This window comes from Mycobacterium arosiense ATCC BAA-1401 = DSM 45069 (assembly GCF_002086125.1).
GTDB lineage: Bacteria > Actinomycetota > Actinomycetes > Mycobacteriales > Mycobacteriaceae > Mycobacterium > Mycobacterium arosiense.
The window spans coordinates 25,547-37,824 of the sequence record NZ_MVHG01000047.1 but is presented as its reverse complement, the minus strand read 5'-3'; the positions used below and the strand labels follow the sequence as shown (position 1 = coordinate 37,824).

The following is a 12,278-nucleotide window of genomic DNA, read 5'->3' as shown; positions in this document are numbered from 1 at the left end:
GCAGGCACGCCGCACACGCGCATTTTGAATGAGGCAACGAAGAGCCACTTCGCGCGCATAAAAGGCGAGTCAACGCGCCTGTTCGCCCGCTTCCTGCGCCAGCGTGTTCGAGTAGCTGCGCTGCGGACCGGTCATGGGCTCGGCGACGGGGTTGATGCCGCGGTAGTCCCAGAGGTCCGAACCGCACAGGCAGGTCGCGGTGGTCCGGATGACCGCGTCGGTGGGGGCGACGATCTCGGGTTCCGGCAAGTCTTCGAATCGGACGTCACCGGCGCCGTAGATGACGGCTCCTCGCATAACGCGCTCCCTCTCGAGGTGGTGGCAGCCCAGCTACGCGATATCGCCGCTGTTATCCGCGCCTCAGCGCCATTTGATCCCGCAACCGATCGACGGACGCTGATCGGGGTTCACCGGTCGCCCCGCCAACACCGCGTCGACCGCGGCGCGCACGTCGGCGGCGGTGACCGGCCGGCCGTTGCCGGGTCGCGAGTCGTCGAGCTGGCCGCGGTAGACCAGTCGACGGTCGCCGTCGAAAACGAACGTATCGGGCGTGCACGCGGCCGAGAAGGCACGGGCGACGTCTTGGGTTTCGTCATACAGGTAGGGAAAGGTCCAGCCATGGTCGCGGGCCTCCGCGACCATCTGATCGGGGCCATCCTGCGGGTAGGTGGCCACGTCATTGCTCGAAATGCCCACCATCGCAACGCCGCGCTCGGCGAGGTCACGCCCCAGCAGGGCAAGCCCGTCGGCGACGTGCTTCACGTACGGGCAGTGGTTGCAGATGAACGTGACGACCAGGGCCGGCCCCGAGAGGTCGTCGCGACGCAGCGTGCGGCCGGTGGCCGGCTCGGGCAGCGTGAAGTCCGGCGCGACAGTACCCAGGGCGAGCATGGTGGACTCGATGGCCATGCGGGCCAGGGTATCGCCATTTCGCTCCTTTTTCCCGCGACAACGGGCGGCACGAGCGAAACATGCAATGGCGCTTGACAATTCACCACCGACGTCGCGATGGTGCCGGTTGGCGAGGCGTGACCCACGACACGCCGATGTTTGAGGGGCCCATTCTGTGGAACCACACACCTTGGCACGAACAAACGTTCCTGGCCAACCCTCAAGGAGTATTTCGATGAGTGAGCACAACAAGGCCGACGAAGCACGCAGGGGCCTGATCGACTCGGTCAAAGGCAAAGCCAAAGAGATCGTCGGCGCTGTTACGGGCAACGAATCGCTGACCGCCGAGGGGCAACTCGAGCAGACCCAGGCGCATGAGCGCAAGGAAGCCAACGCAGCGGAGGCCGTGGCCGAAGCCCAGGTCAAGCAGGCGCAGGAGGACGCGGCCGAAGCCAGGGTCGAAGGTGCCCAGCAACGCCTGGCGGCGAACGCCCAGGCCGAGGCCGCCGAGAACTCGATCGAGGCCCAGCAGGCCGCGCAGAAGCGCGCTGCCGACCGTGCGGCGCTTCAGCAGGCGACGTCCGCGAAAACCCAGGCCGAGACGGACGCGCAGCGCGAGATCCAGCAAACCAAGGCCGACGAGCGCGCGGAAATCCGCGACGCGTCCGAAGACGTCATCGACGCCGTCGCCGAACACCAGACCTCGGTCCAGGTGGCCCGCAACGACGAGTCGGAAGCAGACCGACTGCGACGCCAAGCCCAGAACGTGACCGACGAAGCCGACCTGCCCTGACGGCGGGGCCCCACCCAGGAGAAGTTGATGAAAATTTCCGAAATCCCGTTGGCGATGCTGCGGTTCCACTATCAGCTCGCCCGTTTCCCGCTGCAGATGATCGAGGATCGGGTGGTCAACCGCATCCCGACGGAAGCTCCCGCGCGACTGCTCTATGAGCGCTCGCTGGGCATGCTCGACACCACCGTGGGCAACGCGCTCGGTGATCCGACGATCGTGAAACGGGGGGCCGCCCTGGTCGATCGCAGCGACGCGCTGGGCCGTGCGGCTCAATTGGACGCCAGGGCTGCGGCCCGGAAGGAAAAGGCTGACGCGAAGCTGAGGGGGGTCCGCGACGAGGCGATCCGCGAGCGTGAGGAAGCCCAGGAGGCCACCAAACAGGAAGTCAAAGAGGCGCGGATCAACGCCGAACACCGCAAACGTGAGGCAGCCCAGGCGGCGCAGCAGCAGAGCGCCGCGGCCAAGCAGCGCGCCGACGAGGCGGCCGCCCAGCGCAAGCAGGGGGTCGACTCAGCCAAGCGCCAGGTGGAAAACCGGACCCAGGCCGCCGAGAAGGCCGCGGCCAAGGCCTCCGCCGCCAAGGTCGATCAAGCCGAGGACAAGCTCGGCGACGCGGCCGCCAAGCGCGCCGAGGCGGATCGTGTGGCCGAGCTGGCGGCGGCCGAGAAGCGGCAACGCCAAGAGGAACGGGCGACCGACTGAGGCGCCTCTCAGGTACGCGGCGAACTTTGGTTGATCTTGTCGGCCGCGAACGTGGCGGCCTGGGCCGTCATGCCGGCGTCGATGTAGGAGACATGGGCGATGATGTTGCCGCCGCCGGAGCAGATCGGATCATCGGGCGCGCACAAGCTGGTGACCTTGGCGCCATAGGCCGGATTGATCGTCGGTAGCGGCTGACCGCCCCACAGCATGCTGGAAAACTGGCTGGTGGGCTCACCGAAGAGGGCGACAGCGGCGACGTGGTTTGCGGCGGAGGGGGGCAGCTCATTGGTGGCCAGGTCGATCACCGTCGAGCCCTGCGAATAACCGCCGAGCACGATGCGTGAATTCGGGCAGCTGGCGATGACGTCCTGGACGTGCGTGCTTGCGTCGTTGGCCCCCGCGTTGGCGCTGTTGTGATAGTCGTCGTTGGCCGGGTAGTTCACCGCGTAGACATCGACCGATTTGCCCCCGAGCTGCGAGGTGAGGGAGTCGACGAAGGCCTGTCCGATGTTGCCGAGACCGGGCTCCTGATGGGTGCCCCGGGCGAAGACCGCCGAGACGTCCGAGCACGGATCGGCGGCGGCGGCGGGGCCGCCGATGGGTGCACTCAGCAACGCCCACACCATCAGGACCGGGATACCAACCAAGCGAGCAAGTCCGCGTGCACTCATGCCGAAATCCTGTCATATCGTCGGTTCCGGCGGTCCCGGCGGCTGGCGCTGGGTCGGTGCGGCGCGGGTGAAAAGGCGAATGACGTTGCGGCCCAACATCAATGGCCACTACCCGGTAGTCCGGATGCGGACGGGTCCAGACCAGTCACCGTCGGGGTCGACGGCGTAGCCGCGCTGGGTGATCTCCACGTCACCCGATCGGGCGAGGCGCCGGGCGGCCAGGCGGGCGTCGTCCATCAGCCCGCGCCAGTCGTCGCCGCCCACCGCACGGGCGGCGTCCGACGGGCAGATGCTGCTGCGCGGCCCGCGATGCTCGGCCAGAGCGCGGATGGACGCCTCCAGCCGCTGCCCGATCGGCCCGTCGCCGAGGGCGATCTCGGCGTGGTCGGCCGCGCGGCCGCCACCGCTGAGCACGCGAACCAGTTCGTCACGCAATCGCTGTCCCATCCCACCAGTGAAGGCCACGGCGGCGCCCGTTCGCCAGCGCCCGATGGAACCGCGTCGGGAGCGCAGGCGTTGGATGACTATGCAGCCCTCGCTCACGACAGACACGACTGCGCGCCGAGCGCCGACCGACCTCGCGGACCGGCTGCTCGACATCAAGCGGATCTACCACGAGCCCGACATCGACCGATTCACCCGCGCGCGTCAGGTGCTGGACCGATTCCCTGACGCCGAGCGCATCCAGGTTGCCTCCCACCAGGCGATACCGGGCCTGTATGGCAACGAGGGCAACGTCGAGGACTGGATCCGTATCAAACGCGAAGTGCTCGTCCTGGGTGAGAAAAAGAGTTTGTCGGCGCGACGCAACGAGCGGTCCAGCGATTGGATCGCGCCCTCGACGGCCAACGGTTGCGCGATGGCGTGCTCCTACTGCTACGTCCCGCGTCGCAAGGGCTACGCCAACCCGATCACCGTGTTCGCGAACATCGAGAAGATCACCGGTTACCTCGAACGCCACGCCGCCCGTCAGGGCGTCAAGCCCGAGCCGAATCAATGCGATCCCGTCGAGTGGGTCTACGACATCGGGGAGAACAGCGATTGCGCGGTCGATGCGATGGTGTCCGACAACGTGGCCGACCACATCGCGTTGTTCGCCCGCATTCCCAACGCCAAGGCCAGCTTCGCGACCAAGCTCGTCAACCGCGACCTGCTGACCTATGACCCCAAGGGCGGCACGCGCGTCCGGTTCAGCCTGATGCCTGCCGAAGCATCGCGCCTGGTCGACATCCGCACCTCGAAGATCGCCGACCGCATCGCGGCCATTGACGACTTCGTCGAGGCGGGCTACGAGGTGCACCTGAATCTCAGCCCGGTCATCGTCTACGACGGCTGGCTGGACGACTGGGCCGAGCTGCTGCAACAGGTCGCCGACAACACCAGCGAGCGCACCAAGCGCCAGCTCGCGGCCGAAGTCATCTTCCTGACACATAACCAGGGGCTGCACGAAGTGAACCTCGGCTGGCATCCCAAGGGCGAGGAGCTGCTGTGGCGGCCGGACTTGCAGCAGCTCAAGCGCAGCCAGAGCGGGCAGTGGAACGTTCGCTACAAGAGCCCCTGGAAGGGGCGCTGGGTGCAGGACCTCACCGACCTGCTCGCGGTCACGCTGCCGACCTGCCGGCTGCGCTACGCGTTCTGACGCCGGCCCGCACCCGCTTCAGCGGCCACGCCACTGCGGCTTGCGCTTCTCGGCCCAGGCCCGCAGCCCCTCGGCGACGTCGTCGGTCGCACCGGCCACCTTGCGCATCGTCTCGCCGAAGCGCACCGATTCGATCCAGCCCATGTCCGCGGTCCGCCACGCCACCTCCTTGGTCGCCCGCTGGGCCAGCGGCGCGGCCTCGGTGAGCGTGCGGGCCCAGGCCTGGGCTTCGGCCTGCAGCCGATCGGGCTCGACCAGCTTCCACACCAGACCGATCTCCTTGGCCCGCGCGGCGCTCATCGGTTTTCCGGTCAGCAGCAACTCCATGGCGTTGGCCCAGCCCACACGCTGGGGGAGGCGGATGGCCCCGACGATGGTCGGCACGCCGATCGCCACCTCGGGATAGCAGAAGGTGGCCTCGGTACTGGCGATGACGAAGTCGCAGAACAACACACCGGTCACCCCGTAGCCGATGCACGGACCGTGCACGGCGGCGATGGTCGGCTTGAACAATTCCATCCCGGATTCGAACGAGTTGATGGTCGGCTTTTCCCAGAAGGTGCCACCGAAGGTTCCGACCGAACCTTCCCCGTCCTTCAGGTCGCCGCCGGCGCAGAAGACATCGCCGTTGGCCGTCAAGATTCCGACCCAGGCGTCGAGATCGTCGCGGAAGCGATCCCAGGCCGCGTTGAGGTCCTGGCGGAGCGCGCCGTTGATGGCGTTGCGCGCCTCGGGGCGGTTCAGGGTGATGGTGGCGACGTGGTCGTGCAGCTCATAGGTGACCAGGCTCATCACTGCAGACTATTGCGCCGAACCAACGACCCCGCCGCAAATCGGGAAACAATCGGCGTGTCATGGCGTGCGGGGGCGACGCAAATTATGGAATACACCAAGGCGCCCAACGGTTTTCGCGGGCAACCGCTTGGTGTCGTCGAAATGCACATGCACCCGCTCGAAGGCTTTCACCCGCTCGGCTTTAACCTTCTTGGTGTAGGTCCGCCGATCCGCCATCGTCAGATCCGCGTTGTCGGTGAACGCGCCGAGCAAGGCGCGCGGGTAGAGCCGCTCGACGAGGACGACGTTGACCTCGGCGCACATCACCAGCGCCACCGACGCCAGGAACAGAAACGCCAGCGCCCCCAACACCAGTGCGAACACGCTATTTGTGGCGCTGGCCCTCTTCACGGTGTGCGCGACGTAACCGGCGCCGAACCACTGCAGCATCTGCCAAATGAACGCCGCGGCAACCGCTCCGGGCAACACCTGCCGATATGTCAGCGCGCGCGCGGTCGTCACGCGAAAGGCCACCAAGCAGATCATTGCGTTGATCGCCACCGCGGCCAGTGCAAGGCCGATCTTGCTGAAGACGCCCAGCGCGCCGGTGGCGTGGCCCGCCGCGGCCAGTACCGTGGCCGCGATGGCGGCCGAGCCCAGCACCAACAGCAACAGCAGGCTGCGGAGCCGGGACCGAATTGGGTTGGGGCGTTTGTGCTTCGGCACCGCCCATACCGTGTCCATCGCGTTCTGCAGCGCCTGCCCCACCCCCAGGCCGCCGTAGAGCGCGCCGAGCAGCCCGACGGCCACGCCCACCGCTCCGCCGCTGAGTCCCTGCGGGTGGTGCAGCTGGTCGCCGAGCACCGGGAACTGGCTCAAGGTGCTGTGCAGCACCTGCGCCTGCAGATTGGGCCTACCGGCCAGCACCACCCCGAGGCCGGTGGTCAGCAGCAGCAGCAGCGGAAACAGCGACACCAGCCCGTAATAGGTGATCAGGGCGGCGAGGTAACCGCCCTGATCGTCGTTGTACTTGTAGACGACACCGACGATCACGCCGACGACTCGATTCCGTCGCTGCAGCCTGTCCAGCCAACCGACCATCGCCGATCACTTCCCCCGCAAGCCGGCATCGAAGTCGATGCATTCGCCAGGTGATACCCGGATCCGGCTGCCGTCAACCCGCCGGTCGCCTGGCTGCCTTCCAGTTACGTCCGTTCGGGTGCCTACTCTGTGCGGGGTGGCCGAACCGTCTGCAGCGCAATTGCGCACACAGCTCGACGGTGTGACCCTGCACGACGCGGCCCGCTTCGGTCGGCGTCTCAAGAAATTGCGCGGTGCCCCGCCCGAGAAGCTGCGCCAGCTGGCCGACCAGATCGCAGCCGCGCAAGCGGCCCTCGCGGCCCGTCACGCGGCGGTGCCCTCGATCGCCTACCCGGACCTGCCGGTCAGCCAGCGGCGGCACGAAATCGCCGACGCGATCCGCGCGAATCAAGTGGTGGTGATCGCCGGGGAGACCGGGTCCGGGAAGACCACCCAGCTGCCCAAGATCTGCCTCGAGGCCGGCCGCGGTGTCCGCGGAACTCTCGGGCACACCCAGCCCCGCCGGCTGGCCGCCCGCACCGTCGCGCAGCGCATCGCCGACGAATTGGGCAGCCCGCTCGGCGACATCGTCGGCTATACGGTGCGGTTCACCGACCGAGTCAGCGACCGCACGCTGATCAAGCTGATGACCGACGGAATCCTGCTCGCCGAGGTTCAGCGCGACCGCCGCCTGCTGCGCTACGACACCCTGATCCTCGACGAGGCCCACGAGCGCAGCCTCAACATCGATTTCCTGCTCGGTTACCTACGGGAGCTGCTGCCGCGCCGGCCCGACCTGAAGGTGATCGTCACCTCGGCGACCATCGAGCCGCAGCGCTTCGCCGCCCACTTCGAGAACGCACCGATCATCGAAGTGTCGGGACGGACGTACCCGGTCGAGGTGCGCTACCGGCCGCTCGAGGTCGCGGTGCCCTCCGCATCCGGCGACGATCCCGACGACCCCGACCAGGAGATCGTGCGCACCGAGACCCGCGACGAGGTCGAGGCGATCGTCGACGCCGTCGCCGAACTCGAGGCCGAGCCGCCGGGGGACATCCTCGTCTTCCTGTCGGGGGAACGCGAAATCCGGGACACCGCGGAGGCTTTGGGCGGCGTACTCAAACACACCGAGGTACTTCCGTTGTACGCCCGGCTGCCCACCGCCGAACAGCAGAAGGTGTTCGCGCCCCATACCGGGCGCCGCGTCGTGCTGGCGACCAACGTCGCCGAGACGTCGTTGACCGTGCCGGGGATCCGCTACGTGATCGACCCGGGCAACGCCCGCATCTCGCGTTACAGCCGGCGTCTGAAGGTGCAGCGGCTGCCGATCGAGCCCATCTCGCAAGCGTCGGCCGCGCAGCGGGCCGGCCGGTGCGGGCGGGTGGCGCCCGGCGTGTGCATCCGGCTGTACTCCGAGCAGGACTTCGCGACCCGGCCGCGCTACACCGACCCCGAGATACTGCGGACGAACCTGGCCGCCGTGCTGTTGCAGATGGCGGCGCTGCAGCTCGGCGACATCGAGAAGTTTCCCTTCCTCGATCCGCCGGACCGCCGCAGCGTGCGCGACGGGGTGCAGCTGCTGGCCGAACTGGGCGCGTTCGACCAGCGCGGCGCGATCACCGGCCTCGGCCGCCGCCTCGCCCGGTTGCCCGTCGACCCGCGGATGGGCCGGATGATCCTGCAGGCACAGACCGAGGGATGCGTGCGCGAAATGCTGGTGTTAGCCGCTGCGTTGACCATTCCCGATCCGCGGGAGCGGCCGAGCGACCGGGAGGAGGCGGCCCGTCAAAAGCATGCCCGCTTCGCCGACGAGCACTCCGATTTCATCTCCTATCTCAACCTGTGGCATTACCTGCGTGAGCAGCGAAAGTCGTTATCGAGAAATGCGTTTCGGCGGATGTGTCGTTCGGAGTTTCTGCACTACCTGCGCATCCGGGAGTGGCAGGACCTGGTCGGGCAGTTGCGCAGCATCGCCCGGGACCTGGGAATCGTGGAGGACACCGCGTCCGATGAACGGGCCGATCCGGCCCGGGTGCACGCGGCGCTGCTCGCCGGGCTGCTCTCGCATGTGGGGATGCGCCGCGAAGACACCCGCGAGTACCTGGGAGCGCGTAACTCGCGATTCGTGTTGGCGCCCGGTTCGGCCCTCACCAAGCGACCCCCACGCTGGGTCGTCGTGGCGGAGCTGGTCGAGACCAGCAGGCTATATGGGCGCACCGCCGCCCGTATCTCGCCCGAGGTCGTGGAGCGGGTCGCCGGCGACCTGACGCAGCGCACCTACAGCGAACCGCATTGGGACGCCAAGCGCGGCGAGGTGATGGCCTACGAGCGGGTGACGCTGTACGGGCTGCCGCTCGTCGCGCGCCGCCGTGTCGGGTACGCACGCATCGAGCCGCTGGTGGCGCGTGAGCTGTTCATCCGCCATGCGCTGGTCGAAGGCGACTGGCAGACCCGTCACCACTTCTTCCGCGACAACGCGAGGCTGCGCGCGGAGCTCGAAGAGCTTCAGGAGCGCGCCCGGCGACGCGACCTGTTGGTAGGCGACGACGAGGTCTACGCGCTCTACGATGCACTCGTCCCCGCCGATATCGTCTCGGCGCGGCACTTCGACGCCTGGTGGAAGAAGCAGCGCCACAAGACGCCGGACCTGCTCACCTTCGCCAGGGTCGACCTGCTGCGCACGAGCGAGACGGACGACGCGGACCGGCCGAAGACGTGGCGGACGGGCGGTGTAGCGCTGCCCTTGACCTACCGCTTCGAGCCCGGCGCCGCTGACGACGGGGTCACCGTGCACGTCCCGATCGACGTGCTGGCGCGCTTGGGCGGTGACGAGTTCGCCTGGCAGGTGCCGGCGCTGCGCGAGGAGCTGGTGACCGCGCTCATCCGTTCGCTGCCGAAAGACCTGCGTCGCAACTTCGTTCCCGCCCCCGACACGGCCCGCGCGGTGCTGGCGACGATCGACCCGGGCGGTGAGCCGCTGCTGCCGGCGCTGCAGCGCGAGTTCCGCCGTCGCACCGGGGTGTTGGTGCCCGTCGAAGCCTTCGACCTGGACAAGTTGCCGTCGCATCTGCGGGTGACGTTCGCGGTCGAGTCCGGTGACGGCGCCGAAATGGCGCGCGGCAAGGATCTTCGGGCATTGCAAGAACGGCTCACGACGCCGGCCCAGCAAGCCGTCGCCCAGGCGGTCGCGGGTGATCTGGAGCGAACCGGGTTGCGCGGCTGGCCCCATGACCTCGATGCGCTGCCGCGGGTCATGGAACGCACGGTCGGCGGGCGCACCGTGCGGGGCTTTCCCGCATTCGTCGACGCGGGCGGCGGCGTGGATCTGCGGGTGTTCGCCACGGCGTCCGAGCAGGAACAGGCGATGCCACCCGGCATCCGGCGGTTGGTGCGCCTCAGTGTCGCATCGCCGACCAAAGCCATTGTGCGTCAACTTGATTCGCGCACCCGGCTGGTTCTCGGCACCAACCCGGATGGCGACCTGCCCGCGCTGCTGGACGACTGCGCCGACGCCGCCGTAGCCGTGCTCGTGCCCGCACCGGTGTGGACGGGCGCGGAGTTCGTTGCGCTGCAACAGCGGGCGGCAAAGTCCCTGTCGCCCACCACCGCCGACATTGTGGGCCGGGTCGAGAAGGTGCTGGCCGCCGCTCGCGAGGTGCAACTCCTGGTGGCCGCGGATTCGCCGCCCGCGCATGCCGATGCGATCGCCGACATCCGCGCGCAGCTGGATCGGTTGTTGCCGGCCGGCTTCGTCACCACGACCGGGGCCGCGCACCTCGCCGATCTCACCCGCTACTTGCTCGCGATCCGCCGCCGCATCGAGGGCCTGCCCCGCGCGGTGCAGGCCGATCGGGAGCGCATGCAACGCGTGCAGGCCGTGCAGGACGCCTACGCCGAGCTGTTGCGTGAGCTGCCGCAGGAAGCCAAGGCGGCCGCCGACGTCCGGGAAGTCGCCCGGCAGATCGAGGAGTTCAGGGTGAGCCTGTGGGCCCAGCAACTCGGCACGCCCCGCCCGGTCAGCGAGCAGCGGATCTACCGCGCGATCGACGCCCTGCGCGACCGCTGGTGATTGATGTTCCCCGCCACTTTCAACCTATAGCGCACACGGGGGCTTGCCGCAAGACCCGGGTGCTGATGCAAAATCGCTGTGCTCAACCAGAATTCAAACGAATCGGGGTGGCGAGGTGGGTGTTTCGGCGTCAGCGGAGTACTTGCGCGGCGACATCGAGGACGCGGTGCTCATTGCCGGGGGCGGCCCGACGGGGCTGATGCTGGCGGGCGAACTGGGCTTGGCGGGGATCGACGCCGCCATCGTGGAGCGGCGCACCAACCAGGACCTGGTCGAGACGCGGGCCGGCGGCCTGCACGCCCGCACCATCGAGGTTCTCGATCAGCGTGGCATCGCCGATCGCTTTCTCTCCCGGGGCCAAGTGGCGCAGGTCGCCGGCTTCTCCCAGATCCGGCTGGACATCAGTGACTTTCCCACCCGGCATCCCTACGGACTCGCGCTGTGGCAGAACGAGATCGAACTCATCTTGGCGGACTGGGTCGACGAGCTGGGTGTGCCGACCTATCGCGGGGAAGAGGTGGCGACCGTCGCGCAGGACGACGATGGCGTCGACGTCGGACTGTCCGATGGCCGGGTGCTGCGGGCGCAGTATGTCGTGGGGTGCGACGGCGGACGCAGTGTCGTCCGCAAAGCGGCCGGCATCGATTTCCCGGGCTGGGAGGCGACAACGAGCTATTTGCTCGCCGAGGCCGAAATGGATTTGGGGGTCGGGCAATTGCCGCAGTGGGGCATCCGCCACGACGCGCTCGGTGTCCATGCCCTATCGGTTGCCGAGGAGGGGGGACCGGTTCGGATCATGGTCACCGAGCGGCGCCTCGGACCGCCCGGCGAACCCACGCTGCGCGAGTTGAGTGAAGCACTCATCGCCGTATACGGGACCGACTACGGAATCCACAATGCCACTTGGATTTCCCGGTTCACCGACGCGGCGCGACAGGCCGCGACCTATCGGCGCGGCCGGGTTCTGCTCGCCGGCGACGCCGCACATATCCATCACCCGGTGGGCGGGCAGGGGCTGAACACCGGCGTGCAGGACGCGGTGAACCTGGGCTGGAAGCTGGGCCAGGTGGTCAACAAGACATCGCCCGACAGCCTGCTGGACACGTATCACGCCGAACGGCATCCGGTCGCCCGGCGTGTGCTGCGCAACGCGTTGGCCCAGATGGCGCTCCTTCGCCCCGACGAACGCACCAAGTCGCTGCGCGACACCGTGACCGAGCTTCTCGACATGGACGAACCCCGCGCCCGCTTCGCGGCGATGATGTCGGGCCTGGACATCCGGTACGACCTGGGGGAGGGGCACCCGCTCCTGGGGCGGCGCATGCCCGACCTGGATCTGCTCACCGCCGACGGTTCGCCCCGCGTGTTCGACCTCCTGCGAGACGCCCGCCCGGTGCTGCTCAATTTCGGGGAGGCCGGCCGCATCGACGTCGCGTCCTGGGCGGACCGGGTGCGCCTGGTCGACGCGAAACATGTTGGCCCATGGGAACTCCCGGTGCTTGGGGCGGTGAGCGCACCGCCCGCGGTGCTGATCCGGCCGGACGGACACGTTGCCTGGGTCGGCGCGCGGGCCGACGCGGCGCTACACCGGGCCCTCGACAGCTGGGTCGGGCCGCCCGGTGCGACGTGAGGCCAGCGCAAAAGGGTGACTTGTGCGGG

At 68.3% G+C, this 12,278-nt stretch carries 11 protein-coding genes; 5 read left to right on the top strand and 6 right to left on the bottom strand.

Features of this window, described 5'->3' with window-relative positions; genetic code table 11:
• Window positions 1–69 precede the first annotated feature (69 nt).
• Together BST14_RS17595 and BST14_RS17590 are read right to left on the bottom strand one after the other, a co-directional pair.
• Complete coding sequence (locus BST14_RS17595) at window positions 70–297, bottom strand: DUF3072 domain-containing protein (protein ID WP_083065671.1); 228 nt, start codon at window positions 295–297, stop codon at window positions 70–72.
• A 63-nt stretch (window positions 298–360) separates the two neighbouring features.
• The gene (locus tag BST14_RS17590; protein WP_083065670.1) at window positions 361–909 is read right to left on the bottom strand and encodes a thioredoxin family protein; all 549 of its coding nucleotides are present in this window, start codon (window positions 907–909) and stop codon (window positions 361–363) included.
• Window positions 910–1,126: 217 nt separating this feature from the next.
• Between BST14_RS17590 and BST14_RS17585 the strand changes: the two genes are divergently transcribed.
• Window positions 1,127–1,684, top strand: a complete 558-nt coding sequence (locus BST14_RS17585) for a CsbD family protein (RefSeq protein ID WP_083065669.1) — start codon at window positions 1,127–1,129, stop codon at window positions 1,682–1,684.
• A gap of 27 nt (window positions 1,685–1,711) precedes the next feature.
• Window positions 1,712–2,386 (top strand): IF2 family translation initiation factor, encoded by a 675-nt coding sequence (locus BST14_RS17580; protein WP_083065668.1) that lies wholly within the window; start codon window positions 1,712–1,714, stop codon window positions 2,384–2,386.
• Window positions 2,387–2,394: 8 nt separating this feature from the next.
• Here BST14_RS17580 and BST14_RS17575 read toward each other — a convergent pair whose 3' ends face one another.
• Window positions 2,395–3,057: a cutinase family protein gene (locus tag BST14_RS17575; protein ID WP_169926105.1), complete on the bottom strand. Its 663-nt coding sequence runs from the start codon at window positions 3,055–3,057 to the stop codon at window positions 2,395–2,397.
• Window positions 3,058–3,165: 108 nt separating this feature from the next.
• The gene (locus BST14_RS17570) at window positions 3,166–3,504 is read right to left on the bottom strand and encodes a DUF3253 domain-containing protein (protein ID WP_083065666.1); all 339 of its coding nucleotides are present in this window, start codon (window positions 3,502–3,504) and stop codon (window positions 3,166–3,168) included.
• Window positions 3,505–3,577: 73 nt separating this feature from the next.
• On the opposite strand from BST14_RS17570, the gene BST14_RS17565 reads away from it, so the two are divergent.
• Window positions 3,578–4,696 (top strand): spore photoproduct lyase family protein, encoded by a 1,119-nt coding sequence (locus BST14_RS17565; protein WP_083065665.1) that lies wholly within the window; start codon window positions 3,578–3,580, stop codon window positions 4,694–4,696.
• Between the two features lie 18 nt (window positions 4,697–4,714).
• Here BST14_RS17565 and BST14_RS17560 read toward each other — a convergent pair whose 3' ends face one another.
• Together BST14_RS17560 and BST14_RS17555 are read right to left on the bottom strand one after the other, a co-directional pair.
• A complete protein-coding gene (locus BST14_RS17560; RefSeq protein WP_083065664.1) occupies window positions 4,715–5,488 on the bottom strand; it encodes an enoyl-CoA hydratase/isomerase family protein in 774 nt (257 codons plus the stop codon).
• A 60-nt stretch (window positions 5,489–5,548) separates the two neighbouring features.
• Window positions 5,549–6,571 carry a YihY/virulence factor BrkB family protein gene (locus tag BST14_RS17555; RefSeq protein ID WP_083065663.1) on the bottom strand — a complete coding sequence of 341 codons (1,023 nt, stop codon included), beginning with the start codon at window positions 6,569–6,571 and terminating at the stop codon, window positions 5,549–5,551.
• 136 nt (window positions 6,572–6,707) lie between these two features.
• On the opposite strand from BST14_RS17555, the gene hrpA reads away from it, so the two are divergent.
• Both hrpA and BST14_RS17545 read left to right on the top strand, forming a co-directional pair.
• A complete protein-coding gene (gene hrpA / locus BST14_RS17550; RefSeq protein WP_083065662.1) occupies window positions 6,708–10,619 on the top strand; it encodes an ATP-dependent RNA helicase HrpA in 3,912 nt (1,303 codons plus the stop codon).
• A gap of 115 nt (window positions 10,620–10,734) precedes the next feature.
• A complete protein-coding gene (locus BST14_RS17545; RefSeq protein WP_083065661.1) occupies window positions 10,735–12,249 on the top strand; it encodes an FAD-dependent monooxygenase in 1,515 nt (504 codons plus the stop codon).
• Window positions 12,250–12,278: the final 29 nt, after the last annotated feature.

Excerpts from the sequence above, each read along its gene's own strand:
- BST14_RS17580 (WP_083065668.1), top strand. The coding sequence starts at position 1,712 with ATGAAAATTTCCGAAATCCCGTTGGCGATGCTGCGGTTCCACTATCAG.
- BST14_RS17570 (WP_083065666.1), bottom strand. The coding sequence starts at position 3,504 with ATGGGACAGCGATTGCGTGACGAACTGGTTCGCGTGCTCAGCGGTGGC.
- BST14_RS17585 (WP_083065669.1), top strand. The coding sequence starts at position 1,127 with ATGAGTGAGCACAACAAGGCCGACGAAGCACGCAGGGGCCTGATCGAC.
- BST14_RS17575 (WP_169926105.1), bottom strand. The coding sequence starts at position 3,057 with ATGAGTGCACGCGGACTTGCTCGCTTGGTTGGTATCCCGGTCCTGATG.
- BST14_RS17555 (WP_083065663.1), bottom strand. The coding sequence starts at position 6,571 with ATGGTCGGTTGGCTGGACAGGCTGCAGCGACGGAATCGAGTCGTCGGC.
- BST14_RS17590 (WP_083065670.1), bottom strand. The coding sequence starts at position 909 with ATGGCCATCGAGTCCACCATGCTCGCCCTGGGTACTGTCGCGCCGGAC.
- BST14_RS17565 (WP_083065665.1), top strand. The coding sequence starts at position 3,578 with ATGACTATGCAGCCCTCGCTCACGACAGACACGACTGCGCGCCGAGCG.
- BST14_RS17595 (WP_083065671.1), bottom strand. The coding sequence starts at position 297 with ATGCGAGGAGCCGTCATCTACGGCGCCGGTGACGTCCGATTCGAAGAC.
- BST14_RS17560 (WP_083065664.1), bottom strand. The coding sequence starts at position 5,488 with ATGAGCCTGGTCACCTATGAGCTGCACGACCACGTCGCCACCATCACC.